A 20,354-nucleotide genomic window follows, 5' to 3' on the forward strand; every position below is an offset into this window, starting at 1 on the left:
CCGATGACCGTCGAACCAGGCGTCCGCACGGGGGCGGAGAGCGATGCCTCGGTGATTGCACGGTCCCGGGATGAGCCCGAAGCATTCGCCGCGCTCTTCGACCGATACGCGGATGAGGTGCATCGCTATCTGGCCCGTAGGCTCGGTGGCGAGCCGGCCGACGACCTCATGGCGGAGACCTTCACCACCGCTTTCCAGCAGCGGCACCGGTACGACCCCTCGCGGGCCACGGGCGACGGCGCCCGGCCCTGGCTGTTCGGCATAGCGACCAACCTGGTCGGCCGGCACCGGCGGGCCGAGGGCCGCCGCTTCAAAGCCATGGCCCGCATCCCGGCTCCGGCCGATCACGAGGAGCCGCTGGCCGACCGTGCCGCGGCCCGGGTGGGGGCACAGGCCGTACGCCGTGAACTGGCAGCGGCACTGGCCGCACTGCCCGCACGGCACCGGGACGTGTTGCTGCTGGTGGCGTGGGGCGGTCTCGGCTACGAGGAGGTGGCCCAAGCCCTCGGCGTCCCCATCGGCACGGTCAGATCACGGCTGCACCGGGCTCGCGGCAAGCTACGCGAAGCGTTGGGCGGATCCGATCCCACGACACTGCGAGAGGTACCCGGCCATGACTGACGAACTCGAACTCCTGTGGGACTGGGACACGGACGCTGCCCCGCTCACCGACCCGGCCCGGGCGAAGGCGCGCCACCGACTGCTCAACACGATCGCGCGCGCACAACAGCCCCCCGACGCGGCCCCCAGCCGACGCCACGCGCTCCGCCTCGCGACAGCTGTGGTGGTCGCCGTGGCGGTTACGGGAACAGCGGTACTGATCACCGAGGGCGGCGCCGACGGGGGCGACCACCCCGACCGCGTACCGGGCACGGCGACCCCGAGGATGGAAAACGTCAGCGCCGCGACCGTGCTGAACGGGGCGGCAGCGCAGACGGGCAGGCACGAGAAGCCGGTGGCGCCGCGCGACGACCAGTTCATCTACTCGAAGCGGATCATCAAGGAGACGGAACGCAAGACCGGCGCGGTCAAGACCTACGAGGACGTGAACTGGGACTCGGTGGACGGCTCCAAGCGCTCCTTGACCATGGAACTCGGCCGGGTGATCTGGGAGGAGCCCTTGAAGAAGGGCGAGAGCGTGTGGCCGCCTCGGGAGTGGAGCAAGCTGAAGAAGCTGCCCACCGACCCTAAGAAACTCATCCCGGACATCGTCGACAGCGGACCGTCCAGCAGGTCGACGAGCGACTTCACCGCACAGGATTGGTTCAACGCCTATTTCATGCTCGGTGAGCTCCTGAAGTGGCCGGTGCTGCCCCAGGGGCTGCGCCCCGCCGCGTACAAGGCACTGGCCCTGGTGCCCGGTGTCGAGGCGATTTCGGGAGTGAAGGACTCCGCCGGGCGCACCGGGGTGGGGATTTCCTGTCCCAAGAGTCCGTTCGCGGAGGGCAAGTACCTCATCTTCGACCCGGAATCCTATGAATTCCTGGGCTTCCACGACGAACGGACTTCGGCGTCCGGCGACAAGACGTACATCCAGCTGTCACACGTGGTGGACTGGGCGATCGTCGACCGGATGAAGCAGCGCCCATAGCCTCACTGTCTCGTTCGGGGCGCGGCCGTCGCCGACACAGAAGCGTGAAAGTGCCTTCCTGGCCCGGAACTCCAGGCGGAGGGCACTTTCTCGGTGTGGGCTGTCGGGTTGCCGCCCCAAGCTCCATGTCGCTCCGATGGCCCCTGCTCGATGCCGCGCTGCCGCTTCTTCCCCTCCTCTACTGGACCACGGAGCGCAGGGGGCGGAAGGTGCCGGGCCTGATCACGCCGTAGCGCCGGGGCCGGGAGTGCTCCTTGCCGCCCCCGGCATCAAGCTCGGGGCCCCGCCTTCTGCCAGGCCGGTGCAGGCTCACCCAGCCTGCGGTCGACAAGCAGGTCGGTGAGGAGGCGGGCGGCGGCCCGGGGGGTGGCCCACAGCCCGCCGGCGGGATGGATCGCGCCGTCCATGGTCCGGCGCCCGCGGCAAGAGGACGGGCAGGGGTCCCGCAGCGAGCTCACGCCTCCTGCTGCCCCGGCTCCGGGGCAGCAGGAGGCGTGAGCTTCGCCGTCGCGACGTACGAGACCACGACCGCGACGATCACCAGCGGCATGACCGTGAGCCCCTGCGCGCCGATCAGCAGGGTGGCGAGCAGGACGGAGACCAGCGGAAGCCTCAGCATTGAGGCGCTCATCGCTCCGATCCCCATCGCGAACCCCGCGACCAGGGACAGCCCTGGCAGGTGGGAGAACAGGATGCCGCCCGCCGCCCCCACGAACATCGCGGGAAAGATCGGACCTCCCCTGAAACTGCTGAGCGATGTGCAATAGGCCAGGCTCTTGCACAACACCAGCAGCGACAACGCTCCCACCGAGTACGCGGCGCTGTGCGTGAGGAGTGGATCCAGCGCCGCCTGACCCGAATACAACACGTCGGTCGCTGCTTTGCCGGCGCCCTCCGCGTAGCCGATCGCCAGCCCCGCCACGACCAGGCCCATGATCACCGTGGCGGGCACCCGTCGCTTCTCGACATGCGTCTTGAGCCGGACCGCGAGCCATCGGATTCCCACGCCCACGATTGCGGCTGACAGACCGATGGCCAGAGCCCAGCCGAATTCCGCCGCTGTCGGGTGTGTGGCCTCGGGCACGTCGTGCAGCGCCAGCGAGTAGGTGCCCAGCCCGGTCCAGTTTCCCAGTCCGACGAAGATGAGGGCGCCGATGCCCGAAGCGAGCAGGCCCGGCACCAACACCAGCGTCATCATCGGCCCGCCCAACCCTGAGGCTTCCATCAGAAGGAACGCCCCCAGCAGGGGTGACCCCAGCAGCGAGCTGACAGCCGCGAAACTGCCCGCCGCACCCAACACCGCGCTCGCCTGCTTCGGAGGGTCCCGCTTGACCATCCGCACGACGCCGGCAGCGAGCCCGCCACCGAGCGCCAGGAGAGGCGACTCGGGTCCCAGCACAGCAGCGAAGCAGAGCGTCGCCAGAGCGGCGAAAAAGATCCCGGGCAGCTCGATGGGTGTGGGCGGGCCGGCAGTCTTGAACCCGGCTGTCGGCTCATGGCCGCCGTGCCCCGGCAGGTACTGAACCGTCAGTCCCGCCAGCAGTCCCCCCACGGCGAGCAGCGGCAGCGGCCACCACGGTGGCGTTCCATGGAACCCCAGCGACTTCGGCAGATCCGTGTAGATCAACGGCTGGAGTTCGCCGACCAGCGCGAGGAATCCGAACGCCGCCGCGGAAACCGGCACACCGATCAGCGCAGCCATCACCAGAAGCACCAAGTACGAGCGGCTCCGAAGAAGGGCCAGCGGATCCGGGGGCGACGCGGCCTCGGACCCGGTCTTGGCAACCGGCATGCGCATTGCCTCCTCGCGATGCGGACCTTGTTCGTGGTCTCACCGGCTGGTTACAGCGAACCTGGAACGCCCCGCCACCTGATGCGAGCGGCGCGGCTCCGAGCCTGTCACGCCGTTCCCATGCAGGCATTCCAGCGCAGTCCATGCGTGTAACTCGACGCGTCACCCCGACCAGCCGGACCTTGCGAGGTCGGCGGCTGGCCGGAGCCGGCCGATCACCGCCACCAGAATCACGTCGGCCGGCATCCCCGCTGACGCTCACCACTGGGCGGAGCTGTCCCAGCGCCCCACGGCCGAGAAGAAGACCCCAGAGCGGGCCTTGCTCGGCGAGGTGTCGCCGGTGATCCTCCAGCAGCCGCTGGCGTGGGTGTTCAGCCGGTCCCAGACCAGCACGATCGGCGCCCTGACGAGCCGGTGGGGGAGGACGTACGCGAGCGCGCCGCGCAGCCGTCCCTGCTCCGCTCCGGCCGGAGAATCGAGTTCCCGGCCGACGGCCGAGGCGCAGTCGTGGGCGGTCTCCGCGGCGCGCAGTGTTCGCCATGCGGCGCGCCGCGTTCGCCGGCCCGGGCGCCCAGCCGGAAACTCCATGACAGGCAGATGTGGAGGACGGTGAGGACGGCCGGTCACAGCAGCAGCCGACCGCTGTCGCCGCTGCTCACGGCCTGGTCGACGACGACGCCGATGAGCACCGGCACCAGAGTTTCGCTCCGGTTGCTGTGTACACCCTTGACGGAGCCTGTGTGGACTGCGACGGTATGGCCCGACATTCGCACAGAATCCAAAACTTTCCACCCTTACCCATCATGCGTCTTTGTCATCCCCTCGGCTGTTCTCACACCTGACGCGGGGTCACTCAAGCCTGTTCGCGAGCCTGAGTGCCCATTGGGTAGCCCGCATCCGAAAGAAGGACAACGTGCGCCTCCACATGCCCCGCACGCTCCACATGGCCCGCACACTCCGGACACGCCGCGCATTCCACCCTGAGCACGTCTCGGCCCGCACCGGCAGCCGCCACAACCCCGCCCGCAGACGCACCGGTACCGCGGTCGGCACCGTCCTGGCCCTGCTCGCGGCGTCAGCCGCCTGGGTCATGGGCGCCGCACCACAGGCCGACGCGCTGCCCAATGGGCTGGCCCTGACCCCGCCGATGGGCTGGAACAGCTGGAACAAGTTCGGATGCAATGTCACCGAGCAGAAGGTCGAGGCCGTCGCCGACTACCTGGTCTCCTCCGGGCTGGCCGCGGCCGGCTACACCTACGTCGACATCGACGACTGCTGGATGGCCGGCAGCCGCGACTCCGCCGGCCGTCTCGTGCCGGACCCCGTCAAGTTCCCGGACGGCATCAGCGGCACCGCTGCGTACGTGCACGGCAAGGGCCTGAAGCTGGGCATCTACGAGAGCGCGGGCACGAAGACCTGCGCCGGCTACCCCGGCAGCCTCGGCCACGAGCAGACCGACGCAAACAGCTTCGCCTCCTGGGGCGTGGACCTGCTCAAGTACGACAACTGCAACGACGACGGGACCTCGGCCCAGCAGCGCGACACCACCATGCGCGACGCCCTGGCCGGCAGCGGCCGCGCCATTTTGTTCAGCCTGTGCGAGTGGGGCGTGGACAACGTGTGGACGTGGGGCGCGGGCGTGGGCAACATGTGGCGCACCACCGGCGACATCAACGACAGCTACGGCTCCCTGGTGTCGATCTTTCACGCCAACGTCAAGCTGGCGCAGTACGCCGGCCCCGGTGGCTGGAATGATCCCGACATGCTCGAGGTCGGCAACGGCGGCATGTCGTTCACCGAGGACCGCAGCGAGTTCAGTCTCTGGGCCGAGATGGCGGCCCCGCTGATCACGGGCAACGACCTGCCCAACTCCACTGCCGCCACAGCGTCCATCCTCGGGGACCGGGACGTCGTCGCGGTCGACCAGGACGCGCTCGGCAAGCAGGGGGTGCAGGTTTCCTCCGCCGGAGGCCTGAACGTACTGGCCAAACCGCTGGCCGGCGGCGACGTGTCGGTGGCGCTGTTCAACGAGAACTCCGGCGCGGCCACCATCTCCACGACCGCGTCGGCGGTCGGCCTGCCCGCCTCGCCCGCCGGCTACAGCCTGGACAACCTGTGGTCGCATGTGAAGACCACCACCAGCGGTGCGATCTCGGCCACCGTGCCCGGCCACGGCACGGTCCTGTTCCGGGTGTCCACCGGCTCGGCCACCAGCACCGGCACCACGCACGCCCTCGTCGGCGCCTCCTCCGGCCGCTGTCTCGACGCGTTCGACAACCAGACCGCGCCCGGCACGAAGATCGAGATCTGGGACTGCAACGGCGGCGCCAACCAGAAGGTCACCCTGACCGCAGCCGGCCAACTGCGGCTGTACGGAGGCACGCAGTGCCTGGACGCCACCGGCGCCGCGACCACCGCGGGCGCCAAGGTCGAACTGTGGACCTGCGGCAGCGGCACGAACCAGCAGTGGCGCCTGAACGCCGACGGCACGATCACCGGCGTCCAGTCCGGCCTGTGCCTCGACGTCACCGGCGGCGACCAGCCGGCCGGCAACGTCGACGGCACGCAGCTGGAGCTGTGGGACTGCAACGGGGGCGCCAACCAGCAGTGGCGCCTGAGCTGAACGAACCGGGGCACACCGCGAGTGTATGAACTCGGTGCGGGTGACGGGGGCCGGGATGCTGGGGGGCGGCTTGGCCGATCCGGCGGCGCGGGTCGGGGGATGAGCACATGCGGTCTCCTCAAGGTCGTCGGTGAACAGCACCGCGCCCCGCCGGAAGTGAGGGCCGGCGGGGCGCGGTGTGGGAGTGAGGGGCTGTCAGGACCGGCTGAGGTAGGTCACCCTGGAGCGTGGGAGCGCGCGGCGGAGGGGAAGTGACCAGTGGGCTGGTCCAGCGGTCCGGATCCGGTGGTGGTCGACGCGGTGATGGATACAGGTGATTTTTCGTGGCGGGCGACGTTCGATGAGGACGGTCGGGTTCTCACGGAGGTGCCGGCGGTGGTGGACCGGGCGATCGTGGACGGCTACGTGTATCCAGCCCACGTGGATGACGATGGGCATTTGATCGTCGAGATCGACTGAGTGGAGCCGGTCGTGGAAGTAAGCGGGGCTCGCCGGTTCACCAGGCATTCGCGGTGGGGCCGTCCTCGGCCTGTCGGAAGAGCCGCGCCCGGGGGACTGCCTTCGGTTGGATCAACGGTTCAAGGGGCGTGGCAGGCCTCTGCCCGCCCGTCGGCAGGCGATGGGCGGGCAGAGGTGTCACAGATTTCAGCCGGTGCGGACTGATGCTCCGTATCCATCGGTCTGGCGGAGCACTGCCACTTCCGGCGGACCTTGTCCCGGTAGACCTCGTGGTCACAGCCGCGGTCGGCGTACAGATACCTGGGGCGGCGCAGTGGCTGTCCGCGCTTGCCGCGGATCGGCGGGACGGCCTGGATCAGCGGGATCAGTTGGGTGACGTCGTTGCGGTTGGCGCCGGTGGTGATTGCCGCGGGTGGGGTTGCGTGAGCCTCGACGATCGGGTGGTGCTTGCTGTCGGCCTTGCCCCGGACCACCGGGGACGGACCGGTGGCAGGCCCGCCCTAAATCGCGCGGATGTGGCTGGAGTCGACCGCTGCGCGGGAGGAGTCCAGCAGGTCTGCGGCCCGCTGCTCGGACAGCAGCAGCTCGTGCAGGCGCTGCCACGGCCTCGTTCCAGTCCCGCAGCCACCGCCAACAGGTCATTCCCGAGCCGAAGCCCAGCTCCTGGGCCAGAAACTCCCAGCGGATCCCGGTGCACAGCACGAACAGGATCCCGCACAGCACTTGCGACTATCCAGACGCCTACGACCCGGACGCCGCGGATTACACGGGACGACCGGCAGCAGCGGCTCGATCCGCGCCCACAACTCGTCGTCGATCTCCCACGGTCTGGCAGCGGTCTTCCGCTCAGCAGGGGTCTGGAAGTGCTGACGGTCGCCCTGTCCGAGAGTGTCAAGGACGGGGGTGACGCCGTCCCCATCGTCATTGCCGCCCTGATTGCCGGGGTGCCGGAGAAGCGAGCGAGTGCCGTCGTGATTGGCGTCCTGGCCGCGAGCAGCGCCCAGTCCGCGCTCCGACGATGGTTCTGACGGCGGTCGTTGCCACTGCTTCGAGTCGCCCGGTACTGCGGGGCCACGAGGGGGAGGCTGATTTCGAAGCCACGCGGCTGCCTCTCCTCTGTCATCCCTTTGCGCGGGTTCGCGCTGGGTGGGCTTCCACGCCCGCGATCACGGCGTCCAGCGCACGGCTGAACATTGTGTCGATCACATCGTTCGAGGGTGCGGGTGCCTCATCCCCGCCAGGGTCGACTGCTGCTGGCGGGAAGGTGCTCCACCGTTGCAGCGCTCCTGTCAGTTCGCTGGCCAGCAGACCCGTGAACACGGCACGCAGGGTGGCGGCGACGCGCGGGATTTCCGGGGTGGGCAGTTCGGCGGCGGCGAGTGCGTCGGTGAGTCCACGCCAGAACGGGTCGTCCGGCTGGATGAAGTCGGCGCGCCCGAAGGAATACCCCATCAGGTTGGGGTGACGGTGCGCCAGCGTGCGGAAGTCCAGCGCCAGTTGACGTAGCCGGTCCTGCCAGGGGGCATCCTCCCGCTCCGGCGTACGGAACTGCGAGCCGACGCGTTCGGTCACGCCGCGCAGCACGGCGTCCTTGTTCGGCACGTGGTGGTACAGCGACATCGGGTTCGCGTCCAGCGCCGCCGCGAGTCTACGCATGGTCAGTGCATCGACCCCGTCGGCGTCGATGAGTTCCAGTGCCTTGGTGCAGATGCCGTCCTTGGTGAGTGGTACGTCCCTCTTCCTCGTCCCCCGAGGAGCCTTCTTTGGAGTTTCCATACGGCGTATGGTATCACTGGAAGCAGTTCCATACGGTGTATGGAAAACGGCGATCCCGCTGCCCGTCAACGGCTTCCCCGGCAAGCCCGGCGCCCTTGCCCCGTCCGACACTCTCCGCACGAAGGAGCAAGCCATGGCCACGCAACCCGTGACCGACCTGCGTCCCATCCGGTCACCGCGGGGGATCCCCCTCCTCGGCCACACTCCGCAGATCCCCGACACCAACCCGGTGGAGTACTTCGGTGAGCTGTCCAAGCAGTTCCCCGAGGGCATATACGGCATGCACATCGCCGGTATCGAGCAGGTCTTCGTCTACGACCCGGACCTGGTGGCCGAGGTCTGCGACGAGACCCGGTTCTTCAAGCAGATCGAGAAGACGCCGCTGCACCACGTCCGGGACTTCGCCGGCGCGGGCCTTTTTACGGCCCACCAGGACGAAGAGGAATGGGGCATGGCGCACCGTGTCCTGTTGCCGGCGTTCAGCCAGCGGGCCATGAAGGCCTACTACGGGCAGATGCTGGAGATCGCCCAGAATCTGGCGGGCAAGTGGGAGCGCCGGGAGGGTCAGCCGGTCAACATCACCGATGACTACACCCGCCTGACCCTGGACACCATCGCCCTGTCGGGGTTCGGCTACCGGTTCCGGTCCTTCGACAAGGAGGAGCTGCACCCCTTCCTCAACGCGCTGCTGGGCGCACTGGTGGAGTCGCTGCGGCGCTCGCAGGAACTGCCGATGATGACCAGGCTCCGCAAGGCGGACGACAGGAAGTACCGCGACAACGTCCGGCTGATGCAGGACCTGGTCGAGAGCGTGATCAAGGAGCGCCGCGGGGGGAAGAGCACCGGTGAGGAGGACCTGCTGGGTCTGATGCTGGAGGCCACCGACCCGGACACCGGCAAGCTTCTGGCCGACGACAACGTCCGCGACCAGGTGCTGACGTTCCTGATCGCCGGCCACGAGACCACCAGCGGCCTGCTGTCGTTCGCCACCTACTCGCTGATGCGCAACCCGCACGTCCTCGCCCAGGCCTACGCCGAGGTGGACCGCCTGCTGCCCGGTGACACCGTCCCGGACTACGACACGATCATGCAGCTGGACGTCATCCCGCGGATCCTGGACGAGACGCTGCGCCTGTGGGCTCCCATCCCGGCGTTCGGCAAGGCTCCGCTGGAGGACACCGTCCTCGGCGGCCGCTACCAGCTGAAGAAGGGCACGCGGGTCAACATCCTCGAGGGCCCGCTGCATACCCATCCCAAGGCGTGGGAGCGGCCGGACGAGTTCGACATCGACCGGTGGCTGCCGGAGAACCGTGCCAAGCAGCACCCGCACGCTTACAAGCCGTTCGGCAACGGCGTGCGTGCCTGCATCGGCCGGCAGTTCGCGCTCACCGAGGCCCGCCTGGCGCTGGCGCTGGTTCTGCAGAAGTTCAAGCTCTCCGACACCAGCGACTACAAGATGGACGTGCGAGAGGCGCTGACGCGTAAGCCCGGCAACTTCGAACTGATCGTCCGTCGTCGTCAGGAGCACGAGCGGACCGTGTTCGGCGCCGCGGACCTGCACACCGACGACACACAGGCGCAGGCCTCGGTCAGCGGCGTCGGGGTGAACCTCACCGTCGCCTACGGCTCGAGCCTGGGTTCGTGCGAGGACCTGGCGCGTACCATCGCCGACCGCGGTGAGCGCTCCGGCTTCGGCACCACGCTGATGAGCCTGGACGAGCTGGGTGACAACCTACCCACCGAGGGCCTGCTCGTCGTCGCCGCCGCCAGCTACAACGGCAAGGCTCCCGACAACGCCCAGCGCTTCGACGACCTGCTTGCCGCCGGACTGCCCGAGGGCTCCCTGTCCAATGTGCGGTTCGCCCTGCTGGGCGCCGGCAACACCCAGTGGGTGGCCACCTACCAGGCCTTCCCCCAGCGGATCGAGGAAGGCCTGCTGGCAGCCGGCGCCACCCCCGTCATCGAACGCGGCATCGCTGACGCCGCCGGTGACTTCGACGGTATGGCCACCCGCTGGATGAACACCCTGTGGACCACACTGGCCGAGGAGTACGCCGCCGACACCTCCCAGGCGAGCGGCCCGCGCTACCAGGTCCAGCTGCTCACCGAGGCGGACGTGCGCCCCGCCATCGTCTCCGAGCAGGCCTACCCCCTCGCGGTGGTGGCCAACGAGGAACTCGTGGCCGACGCGACAGGCCTGTGGGACTTCAGCATCGAGCCGCCGCGCCCGTCAGCGAAGTCCATCACCATCGAACTCCCCGGGGGTGTCACCTACGACACCGGCAACCACCTGGCCGTCTTCGCCAAGAACGAGCCCGCGCTGGTCGACCGCGCCCTCGCCCGCCTCGGCGTCGACCGCGACCAGGTTCTGCGCCTGAACCAGCCGGCCGGTGGCCGCACCCACCTGCCGGTGGGCACCCCCGTCACCGCCGCCCTGCTGCTCAGCGAGTTCCTGGAGCTGCAGGATGTGGCCACCCGCTCCCAGATCCAGACGCTCGCCGAGTACACCCAGTGCCCGTGGACCCGGCCGCAGCTGCAGGCGTACACAGCCGACACCGAGGAGGCCGAAGAGCGCTACCAGAAGGAGATCCTCGGCACGCGCATCTCGGTGCTGGGCCTGCTGGAGCGCTTCCCCGCGGTCGAGCTGCCGCTGGCGGTCTTCCTCGAGATGATGGGCCCGATCCGACCCCGCTTCTACTCCATCTCCTCGGCCCCGCTGGGCAACCCGCACCACGTGCGCCTGACCGTCGGCCTGCTGGAGGGGCCGGCCCTGTCCGGCGACGGCCAGTACCGCGGCACCTGCTCCTCCTACATGGCAGGCCTCGAGCCCGGTGATGTCATCTACGGCTACGTCCGTGTGCCCTCCCCGACGTTCGCCCCGCCGGCCGACCCTGCCACGCCGCTGATCCTCATCGGCCCGGGAACCGGCATCGCGCCGCTCCGCGGCTTCCTGGAGGAGCGGGCACGTCAGCACGCAAACGGCACGCAGGTCGGCCTGTCGCAGGTCTTCGTCGGCTGCCGCCACCCCGAGCATGACTACTTCTACAAGCAGGAGATGCAGGACTGGGAGCAGGCCGGCATCGCACAGATCCACACCGCCTTCTCCGCGGTGACCGGCCACCCGGCCCGGTTCGTACAGAACGCCATAGCCAACGCCGCCGACACGGTGTGGCAGGCCATCGAGGACGGCGCGTACATCTACGTCTGTGGTGACGGCCGCCGTATGGCACCCGCCGTCCGCGAGGCCCTCGCTGCCATCTACCGCCGGGGGACCGGCAGCGACGACGAGAGCGCCCAGCAGTGGCTCGCCCAACTCGAGGCCGACGAGCGCTACCAGCAGGACGTCTTCGCCTGACCGTCGCACGCCGCAAGGCGTGTGCCCCCGACGCCGGGAGGCGTGCGGCCCCGTCCTGACACTCCGCACGCCTCCCGGCCACCACAAGCCCACCAGATCGCACATGGCACCCAGAGGCCCGAACCACCGGGCGGTGCCGCTCAAAGAAGGCAGACCACCATGGACACCATGCTCGCAGGCCGCTTCCACCTGGACAGCAGGAAGTTCGCCGTGGAAGAGGTCCCCATCCCCGTGCCCGGCCCGGGCGAGGTGCTCGTCGAGGTCAAGGCCGCAGGCGTCTGTCTCTCCGACGCCCACCTCCTCGACGGCTCCCTCATTCCGCTGTTCGCCACCTCCGACACGATCACCGTCGGCCACGAGGTCTCCGGCGTGATCCACACCCTCGGCCCCGACCTCAAGCGCGGTCTCACCCCCGGCACCCGCGTCACCCTGGAGGCCGGCAAGACCTGCGGCCAGTGCGCCGGCTGCGTGCGTCGCCGACCCTGCACCCAGATGCTCACCGCCGGCATCGACTACGACGGCGGCTGGGCCGAGTACGTGATCGCCCGCGAAGACACGCTCATCCCCATCCCCGACAGCCTCCCCTTCGACCAGGCCGCGATCATCCCCGACGCGGTGTCCACCCCCTACGCAGCCGTCGTCGCCACCGCGGGTGTCCGTCCCGCACAGTCCGTCGGCGTCTGGGGCGTGGGCGGAGTGGGCGCGCACAACGTGCGCCTCGCCCGCCTGGTCGGCGCCGCCCCGATCATCGCCGTCGACCCGCTGCCCAGCGCCCGGGAGCGCGCCCTGGCCTTCGGCGCGGACCTGGCCCTGGACCCGGCCGCTCCCGACTTCGCCGACCAGGTCCGCGCGGCCACCGACGGACGAGGCCTGGACTTCGCCTTCGACTGCGCCGGCGTGCCCGCCGTCCGCGAGCAGGCCGCCTCCGTGCTCGGCCTGGGCGGTTCCCTGATCCTGGTGGGCATCACGCCGCACCCGCTCACCATCAGCGAGGGCCTGACCTTCAACTACCTGAGCAAGCAGGTGCGCGGCCACTACGGCGGCTTCCCCGAGTCCGTCTCCGAGCTGGTACGGCTGAGCGCAGCCGGACGCCTCGACCTGGCCCCCTCCATCACGGACCACATTCCGCTCGTCGACGCGGCCGACGCGGTCAACCGTCTGGAGAACAAGATCGGCGACCCGATTCGCCTCATCCTCGTCCCCTGACACCTGTCAGCAGGACATCAAGCCACCCTGGGCAGGGGTGTGAGGGCGCCGGTGTTTTGAGGGAGCGCCGGCGCCCACGGCTCTCCGGCAGCCAGAACTCGTGGAGAGGGAGCCATGCAGACGACCGATTCCCTGGGCCGCACCCCGCAGCGCAGGGATGGTCGTTCGAACCGCCGACGCCTGCTCGCGATCGCTCGGCAGAAACTGCGGGACGACCCCGACGCGAGTCTCGACAGCGTCGCTCTGGCGGCCGGTGTCGCGCGGCGTCCCCTGTACGGACACTTTTCCAGCAGGCAGGCGCTGGTCGCCGATCTGACGCAGGAAGCAGCCCGACCGCATCAAACAGGCGTTCGCCGCAACCCGTATCCCGGGCGCCGATCCGCTGGAGGCCATGGCGCGGATGGCCCTGGCGGCATGGGCGGCGGGCGACTAGTACCGCATGCTCATCTCCTTCGGCCGCCGGCATCTGGGAGAGGTGGCGATCCGCGCCCACTGTGGCGCCAGTCCGCGAAGAGGCCATCGCGACCCTACGACGTGGTCAGTGTGCAGGCGTGTTCGCGGAGCACGTCCCTGCGCCGGTTCTCGCCCCAGCGCCGGAAGCACTGATGCCGGCCCTCGCCCAGCAGGACGAGACGTCCACCTGGGAGGACCCCATGGGTGAGGCTGCGGTGACCGCGTTCCTCATTGCGGCCGGCGTAGCACCTCAGACAGCTGAGCTCCGGGTTCGAGCCGTTTTGCCTGAGTCAGCGGGGCGTTGACGGTTCGGCGAGGTCGGGCAGCGGGCGCCGGGTGACCTCGTGCGCGTCGTCCGGGGGAAGGCCCAGCATGCGCAGGACCATCTCGGCCAGGTCGGAGGCGGCCTCGTCGCCGTCGAGGTCGGGACGGGCCAGCCTCAGCGCCACCAGGGACAGCAGGGTTCCGCCCAAAGCGGACAGGGCCATGGTCGGATCGGTGCTGGTGAAGCGGCCCGAGGCGATGCCGCGTTCCACGTCGCGGCGCGCTCGCGCGGACAAGCCGCTCTCGGAGTGGATGTGGGCCAGACCGCGATCGCGCAGGATCCGCATGAGTTCGGGGTGGGAGTCGGCCATCCGGCCGGCGAGCCGGAACCCTGCCGCGACGAGCTCGGCGGGGTCCTCGACCCCTTCCACATGCTCGTCGATGACTTGGCCGAACTCCTCCAGCGCGTCCGCCACCGCGGCGTCGAACAGCTCCGTCTTGGACTCGAAGTGGTTGTAGAAGGAGCCGAAGCCGACGTCCGCACGCTCGGCGATCGTCTGGATGCTGGCGCTGGTGTCCCCGCTCTCCGCGAGGATCTGCCGGGCCGCACGGACGAGCGCCTGACGGGTCTCGGCGCGGCGCCGTTCGAAGCGGTTCCTGGGCGGGGCTGACGTCGGCATACGGCGAGTGTAACAACCGCCACGATGAGTCTGCCATTACTGATGAAATTATCAATTATTTGTGTCCACTCTATTGACGATGGGTATCGGCAAAGTTGATGATTTCCTCATTACAGCAGTGTTGCTTGGAGGGCACCATGTCCCACACCCCCGTTAACAGGGCCGCTCCCCAGACGCCCCACCAAGACCTCCACAGTCAGCAGGGCGCCCTGCGCGGAGATCACCCCGGACGTTCCGGGAATCCCGTGATCAAGGTGGCGGATCTGGCCTGGTTGGAGTTCGAGAAGCCGGACCTGGAGCGGGCCGAGACGTTCGCCCTGGACTTCGGGTTCGCGATCGCCGCCCGCACCGAGGAGGAGCTGTGGCTGCGAGGCACCTTCGCGGGCTCACCCTGCATGGTCATCCGGCGGGGGCGTGCGTCCCGGTTCATCGGGCCGGCGTTCCGAGCGGCCGAGCGGGCCGACCTGGACCGGCTGGCCGGTGCCACCGGCAGTACCGTCCGGGGCATCGGCGTACCGGGCGGTGGTCAGTCGGTCGCCCTGCTGGATCCCTCGGGCCTGCCGGTCCGGGTCGTGCACTGCGCCGAGCAGCTGCCCGCCCTGCCCGAGCAGGAGCCGCTGATCCTCAACTTCGGTACCGATCACCGGCGTACGAACGCCACCCAGCGTCCACCCCGTGAGCCGTCCCGCATCCAGCGGCTGGGCCATGTGGTGCTGGAGACACGGGTGTTCGCCCGCACCCTGGACTGGTACCTGGACACCCTCGGGATGATCGTGTCCGACTTCCTGTTCCTCGACGGGCAGCGCGGGCGCGGCCCAACGATGGCATTCATCCGGTGCGACCAGGGGAGCGTGGCCGTCGATCACCACACGCTGGCCCTGCATCTCGGGCCCGGAACCGGCTACGTCCACTCGGCCTACCAGGTCACCGACCTCGACACGATCGCCGCCGGTGCGGAGTATCTCGCCGAGCGCGGCTACAAGCGCAGCTGGGGCATCGGCCGGCACATCCAGGGCAGTCAGCTCTTCGACTACTGGCGCGACCCCGACCACTTCATGCTGGAGCACTTCGCCGACGGCGACCTGTTCTCCTGCGATCTGGAGCCCGGCTGGGCGCCGATGTCGGCGAGCGGCCTGGCCCAGTGGGGCCCGCCGGTCACCCGCGACTTCCTGGGCGCCAACCCGTCCCCCGCCAAGCTGCGCGAGGTCATGACGGCCCTGCGCGGCGACAACGAACTCGACCCCGCACGCCTGCTGGGCCTGATGAAAGCGATGAGCTCATGAGCACCAACGTTCTGCGCGCCACTGGGGGCACCTCCCGCTCATGGGGGTCCCCCCGCTCCAGCGAAGCCGAGAGTGGGGGAGAAGCCGAGAGTAGGGGAGGTTGGTGGGTCGTCCGGGACGAACGCGCCGTCCGCATCGAGACCAAGGCCGTCACCACCGCCGAACTGCTCGCCGACCGGGACGCGGTCCGCAAGGCCGCCGCCTCCGCCGAGACCGGCACGCCCGTCGTCGACCTGGTGGCGTTGCCTCCGGTCACCACCCCATGCCGGGTGGTCGCCCAGATGGTCAACTACCGGAGCCACGCCAAGGATTCGGGCTTCACCGGCGACATACCGCCCACCTTCTTCCGCAAAGCCTCCGGCTCGGTCAGCGGCCCTCATGACACGATCATCCGCCCCGCACACGTGAAGTTCCTCGACTACGAGGTGGAACTCGGCCTCGTCATGGGTGCCCCCTTGCCGGTGGGCACCGTCGTGGAGGAGCGGGACCTGCCGTCATACGTCGCCGGGCTGGTCCTCACCAACGACGTCAGCGCCCGCGACGTCCAGCTGACCAAGACCCAGTTCTACGAGAGCAAGTCCTACCCGACCTTCACACCGACGGGGCCGTACCTGGCCCTGCTGGAGCCCGAGGACTTCGACCGTCTGCTCGACCTGAGGCTGCGGCTGTCGGTCAACGGCGTGTCACGCCAGGACCGCACGCTTGCCGACATGATCGTGCGGCCCGCACAGGCGCTCACCCTGCTCGCCCGCTTTCAGACCCTCGACCCGGGCGACCTGCTGCTGACCGGCACTCCCGGCGGAACGGCCCTGAAGGCCCCGCCCAAGCCGGCCGAGAAGATCGGTGCGCTGCTGCCGCCTTCACTGAAGTGGAAGGCGTTCTTCAAGGGCCAGGCCAAGAACCCGCGTTACCTGCGCAACGGTGATCTCATCACGGCCACGATCGCCACCGCGGACGGGCGGATCGACCTCGGCGAGCAGCAGACCCCCGTTGCGGACGCATCATGAAGGCCGCATCCCGGAGACCAGTGGTGATCATCGGTGCGGGACCCGTCGGGGTCATGGCCGCCCTCATGCTCGCCCAGCGCGGCGTGCCCAGCCTCGTCCTGGAACGCCACCATGGCATCTACCACCTGCCGCGTGCCGTCGTCGTGGATGACGAAATCCGCCGAATCCTGCAGAGTGTCGGCGTCCACGAGGAGTTCGCCGCCCTCGCCCGCCCGGCGCGCGGGCTACGGCTGCTCGATGCCGAACACCGCGTGATCGCCGAGTTCCCGCGCTCCTCGCACGGACACCACGGCTTCCCGGAGACCAGCATGTTCGACCAGCCCGAGCTGGAACGCCTGCTGCGCGACGCCCTGGCGCGCCGCCCGGAGTGCGAGCTGCAGGGCGGGGTGGAGGTCGTGTCCGTCACCCAGGCCACCGACGGGCCGAACGATCCGACGGGTCCGGTCCGGGTCACCTTCCGCCGCGACGGCAGCGACGAGGAGGAGCACGTGTGGGCCGATGCCGTCCTCGGCTGCGACGGCGCGGGCAGCCTCACCCGTGACTCCATCGGCGCCGTGCTGGAGGACCTGCACTTCCAGGAGAGCTGGAGAGTCATCGACGTGCGCACCACCCGCCAGGTGCGCAGCTGGGAAGGCGCCGAGCAGATCTGCTGCCCCAACCGGCCAGCCACCTTCATGCGCGTCGGCGAGGACCGCTACCGCTGGGAGTTCCGGCTGCCCGAGGACGAAGACCTGGACGGCCCGGACGGGCAGGAGCGCCTGCGCGAGCTGGTCGCCCCCTGGGTGGACCTGCCGCCCGACGCCGCCTCGCCGCCCGACGACTTCGAGGTGATCCGGCAGGCCCAATACACCTTCCGGGCCCGCCTCGCCGACCGGTGGAGTCAGGGGCGCGTCTTCCTGCTGGGCGACGCCGCCCACCTCACCCCGCCCTTCGTCGGGCAGGGCCTGTGTGCGGGCTTGCGCGACGCCCAGAACCTCACCTGGAAACTCGCCCGTGTGCTCCAACAGGGCGCACACGAGGGGCTACTGGACACCTACGAACGCGAGCGCAAGCCGCACGCCCGCCACGTGATCCGCGTCGCGGTCGCCGTCGGCTGGGCCATGACCGGCGGACAGGACCGCGGTGCGGCGCTCCGCCGGGCCGTCGTGGGCACGGCCTGTCGCATCCCCGGCGTGACCGCGGCGGTGAGCCGTGACCTCAGCCCCGCCCTGACCGCCGGTCCACTCGTACGACGCCGCCCCAGGCTGACCGGCCGCGTGCTGGCCGGCACCTTCTGCCCGCAGCCCTGGGTACGGCACGACGGCAGGCGAGTGCGCCTCGATGAGGTCCTCGGGGACTCCTTCGCCGTCCTGACAGCTGTGCCGGCCACGTCGCAGATGACGGCCGTGGCCACGGCACTGGACGCCCCGACGATCCACGTCGACGACCTGAGCGACGACGGCACCCTGGCCGCCTGGCTGGCACGCGGCCGGTTGGACGCCGTCCTGCTGCGCCCCGACCGCGTCGTGATGGACACCGTCCCGGCCGGCACCGGCGACTTCACGGGCACCGTCACCTGGGCCCCCCTGCTGCACACGGCCCGCCGTACCACCGACGCCCGGCCCGCCTGACGAGGAGCACCACCCCATGACCACCCCGCAACCCGCGCCGTATCCAGAACCCTTCTTCACTCCCGACCCGAAGTCGGCCGCCCACAGCCGCATCGCGGACTTCGCCCGATGGGCGGCCCAGCACCGGGGCGCAGAAGGGATCCAGGACCCCACGGACTACCGAGCCCTGTACCAGTGGTCCATCACCGACCTCGAAGGGTTCTGGGCCGCGGTGTGGGACTACTACGACATCGACGCGACCACTCCGTACGAGGAGGTGCTGGCCGAGGAGACCATGCCCGGCGCTCGCTGGTTCCCCGGCGCCACCCTCAACTACGCCCATCACGCGCTGCGCTACCTGCAGCCCGACGCTCCCGCGATCACCGCCCTGGACGAGACCGGAGCGGGCTATGAGATCACGGGCCGGGAGCTGCGCGCCCGGGTCGCCTCCGTAGCTGCCAGCCTGCGCGACCTGGGCGTCGGACAGGGCGACCGGGTGGTGGGCTATCTGCCCAACATCCCGCACGCCGTCATCGCCTTCCTCGCCACCGCAAGCCTGGGTGCGGTGTGGTCGGTGTGCGGGCAGGACTACGCACCCAAGGCCGCCGCCGATCGCTTTGCGCAGCTCGAGCCCACGGTTCTGATCACCGCGGACGGTTACCTCTTCAACGGCACCACCCACGACCGCCGCGCCGCCTCGCTCGAACTCGCCGCCGCCCTGCCGACGCTGAAGGCCACGGTGCTCGTGGACCACGTGGGCCTTGTCTGGGGTGAAGACAGGCACACCAGGCGGACCTTGCCCTGGGAGGACGCGGTCACCCGCGTCGCGTACCTCACCATCGCCCCGGTGCCGTTCGACCACCCTCTGTGGGTTGTCTTCTCCTCCGGCACCACCGGACTGCCCAAGGGCATCGTCCACGGGCACGGCGGGGTCCTGCTCGAACACCTCAAGGCCCTCGGCCTGCACACCGATCTGGGCACCGGGGACCGCCTGCTGTGGTACACCACCACCCACTGGATGATGTGGAACCTGGTCGTCTCCACCTTGCTGACCGGTGCCACCACCTGCACCTACGACGGCAGCCCGGCACCGCACGCGCGTCCGGACGTCCTGTGGGAGCTGGCGGCCCGCCACAAGGTCACCGTCTTCGGCACCAGCCCGCAATACCTGCTGGCCATGGCCAAACTGGGCATCGAACCCTCCGCACACGACCTGTCGGCCGTCCGCGTCATCGGCTGCACCGGCTCCGCCCTGCCCGCCTCCGCCTACCCCTGGGTCCGCGACCACGTGGGCGCAGGCATCCAACTGGCCTCCACCAGCGGCGGCACGGACGTTGTCTCCGGCTTCGCCGGCAGCGCCTCCACGATCCCCGTCTGGGCGGGGGAGCTGTCCGCCCCCAACCTGGGCGTGGCCCTGGCCGCGTACGGCGCCGACGGCACCCCTGTGCTCGACCAGGTCGGCGAACTGGTCGTCACCCGCCCCATGCCGTCCATGCCGCTGCACTTCTGGAACGACGCCGACGGCAGCCGCTATCGCGACGCCTACTTCGGCGCCTACCCGGGCGTGTGGCGGCACGGCGACTGGATCACTTGCACCTCGCACGGCTCGGTGATCGTCCACGGCCGCTCCGACGCCACCCTCAACCGCAACGGCGTGCGCCTGGGCAGTGCCGACATCCATGACGTCGTCGAACGCCTCCCCGAGATCACCGAGGCCCTTGTCATCGGCGCGGAGGAACCCGACGGCGGCTACTGGATGCCGCTCTTCGTCGTCCTCGCCGACGGGGTCCGCCTGGACGATTCCCTGCGCGAGAAGATCCGCGAAACAATCCGCGCCGGCGCCTCACCCCGCCACGTCCCCGACGAGATCATCGCCGTACCCGCTCTCCCACACACCAAGACCGGCAAGAAGCTCGAGGTTCCCGTCAAGCGCCTGCTCCAGGGTGTCCCCGCCGAGCAGGTCCTGAACCCCGCGGCGGTCGACAACCCCGACCTGCTCGCCTATTTCGCCCGCCTGGGCACGGAGCGGAACAAGCGCTCAGCAGACCACACATGAGTCGGCCACGGAACCACAGGCCCACGTGACAGCACGAGTCCCTGTGGCCCGCCGGCTCCGCAAACCCCGTCCCCACAGTGTGGTGGGGGGGGGGGGGGGGGCGCCCCCCCCCCCCCCCCCCCCCCCCCCACACCCAACAACAAAAAGATAAGGCAGCGGACCCCCGACCACCCCGCCCCCGGCGGGACGCCGCCCCCGCCCGCAATGAGGGGGTAGAGAC

At 69.7% G+C, this 20,354-nt stretch carries 15 protein-coding genes and 1 pseudogene; 10 read left to right on the forward strand and 6 right to left on the reverse strand.

Going from position 1 to position 20,354, the window contains the following annotated elements:
- Positions 1-3: 3 nt before the first annotated feature.
- The gene (locus tag ACZ4N5_RS35165) at positions 4-621 is read left to right on the forward strand and encodes an RNA polymerase sigma factor (protein WP_467761091.1); all 618 of its coding nucleotides are present in this window, start codon (positions 4-6) and stop codon (positions 619-621) included.
- Positions 614-1,591, forward strand: a complete 978-nt coding sequence (locus tag ACZ4N5_RS35170) for a CU044_5270 family protein (protein ID WP_467761092.1) — start codon at positions 614-616, stop codon at positions 1,589-1,591. The genes ACZ4N5_RS35165 and ACZ4N5_RS35170 overlap by 8 nt, the downstream gene beginning before the upstream one ends.
- Positions 1,592-2,045: 454 nt before the next feature.
- On the opposite strand, the gene ACZ4N5_RS35175 is transcribed toward ACZ4N5_RS35170, so the two are convergent.
- The 3 genes from ACZ4N5_RS35175 to ACZ4N5_RS35185 form a co-directional block, all read right to left on the reverse strand.
- A complete protein-coding gene (locus ACZ4N5_RS35175) occupies positions 2,046-3,389 on the reverse strand; it encodes a chloride channel protein (RefSeq protein ID WP_467761093.1) in 1,344 nt (447 codons plus the stop codon).
- A 252-nt stretch (positions 3,390-3,641) separates the two neighbouring features.
- The gene (locus ACZ4N5_RS35180) at positions 3,642-3,971 is read right to left on the reverse strand and encodes a hypothetical protein (protein WP_467761094.1); all 330 of its coding nucleotides are present in this window, start codon (positions 3,969-3,971) and stop codon (positions 3,642-3,644) included.
- 35 nt (positions 3,972-4,006) lie between these two features.
- Positions 4,007-4,150 carry a hypothetical protein gene (locus ACZ4N5_RS35185; RefSeq protein WP_467761095.1) on the reverse strand — a complete coding sequence of 48 codons (144 nt, stop codon included), beginning with the start codon at positions 4,148-4,150 and terminating at the stop codon, positions 4,007-4,009.
- Positions 4,151-4,326: 176 nt separating this feature from the next.
- Here ACZ4N5_RS35185 and ACZ4N5_RS35190 point away from each other — a divergent pair, with 176 nt between their 5' ends.
- Positions 4,327-6,006 (forward strand): glycoside hydrolase family 27 protein, encoded by a 1,680-nt coding sequence (locus ACZ4N5_RS35190; protein ID WP_467761096.1) that lies wholly within the window; start codon positions 4,327-4,329, stop codon positions 6,004-6,006.
- A 258-nt stretch (positions 6,007-6,264) separates the two neighbouring features.
- Entirely contained in the window at positions 6,265-6,465 is a 201-nt protein-coding gene (locus ACZ4N5_RS35195) for a hypothetical protein (protein WP_467761097.1), read from the forward strand.
- 239 nt (positions 6,466-6,704) lie between these two features.
- On the opposite strand, the pseudogene ACZ4N5_RS35200 reads toward ACZ4N5_RS35195, so the two are convergent.
- Positions 6,705-7,283, reverse strand: a pseudogene (locus ACZ4N5_RS35200) (IS5 family transposase); the annotation flags it as partial.
- Between the two features lie 301 nt (positions 7,284-7,584).
- Positions 7,585-8,241: a TetR/AcrR family transcriptional regulator gene (locus ACZ4N5_RS35205; RefSeq protein WP_467761098.1), complete on the reverse strand. Its 657-nt coding sequence runs from the start codon at positions 8,239-8,241 to the stop codon at positions 7,585-7,587.
- 133 nt (positions 8,242-8,374) lie between these two features.
- On the opposite strand from ACZ4N5_RS35205, the gene ACZ4N5_RS35210 reads away from it, so the two are divergent.
- Both ACZ4N5_RS35210 and ACZ4N5_RS35215 read left to right on the forward strand, forming a co-directional pair.
- On the forward strand, positions 8,375-11,596 hold the full coding sequence (locus tag ACZ4N5_RS35210) for a bifunctional cytochrome P450/NADPH--P450 reductase (protein ID WP_467761099.1): 3,222 nt from the start codon (positions 8,375-8,377) through the stop codon (positions 11,594-11,596).
- 159 nt (positions 11,597-11,755) lie between these two features.
- A complete protein-coding gene (locus ACZ4N5_RS35215) occupies positions 11,756-12,802 on the forward strand; it encodes a zinc-binding dehydrogenase (protein ID WP_467761100.1) in 1,047 nt (348 codons plus the stop codon).
- A 743-nt stretch (positions 12,803-13,545) separates the two neighbouring features.
- Here the strand turns inward: ACZ4N5_RS35215 and ACZ4N5_RS35220 are convergent.
- Entirely contained in the window at positions 13,546-14,199 is a 654-nt protein-coding gene (locus ACZ4N5_RS35220) for a TetR/AcrR family transcriptional regulator (protein ID WP_467761101.1), read from the reverse strand.
- Positions 14,200-14,336: 137 nt separating this feature from the next.
- Between ACZ4N5_RS35220 and ACZ4N5_RS35225 the strand changes: the two genes are divergently transcribed.
- From ACZ4N5_RS35225 to ACZ4N5_RS35240, 4 genes are read left to right on the forward strand one after another with little or no spacing between them, the layout of a single operon-like run.
- Entirely contained in the window at positions 14,337-15,482 is a 1,146-nt protein-coding gene (locus ACZ4N5_RS35225; RefSeq protein WP_467761102.1) for a VOC family protein, read from the forward strand.
- On the forward strand, positions 15,479-16,489 hold the full coding sequence (locus ACZ4N5_RS35230; RefSeq protein ID WP_467761103.1) for a fumarylacetoacetate hydrolase family protein: 1,011 nt from the start codon (positions 15,479-15,481) through the stop codon (positions 16,487-16,489). The genes ACZ4N5_RS35225 and ACZ4N5_RS35230 overlap by 4 nt, the downstream gene beginning before the upstream one ends.
- The gene (gene mhpA / locus ACZ4N5_RS35235) at positions 16,486-18,099 is read left to right on the forward strand and encodes a bifunctional 3-(3-hydroxy-phenyl)propionate/3-hydroxycinnamic acid hydroxylase MhpA (protein ID WP_467761104.1); all 1,614 of its coding nucleotides are present in this window, start codon (positions 16,486-16,488) and stop codon (positions 18,097-18,099) included. Before ACZ4N5_RS35230 ends, mhpA begins: the two co-directional genes overlap by 4 nt.
- Before the next feature lie 16 nt (positions 18,100-18,115).
- Positions 18,116-20,134, forward strand: coding sequence for an acetoacetate--CoA ligase (locus ACZ4N5_RS35240; protein WP_467761105.1), 2,019 nt, complete (start codon positions 18,116-18,118; stop codon positions 20,132-20,134).
- The last annotated feature ends 220 nt before the right edge of the window (positions 20,135-20,354 follow it).

The organism is Streptomyces sp. NPDC026500, from assembly GCF_055567635.1.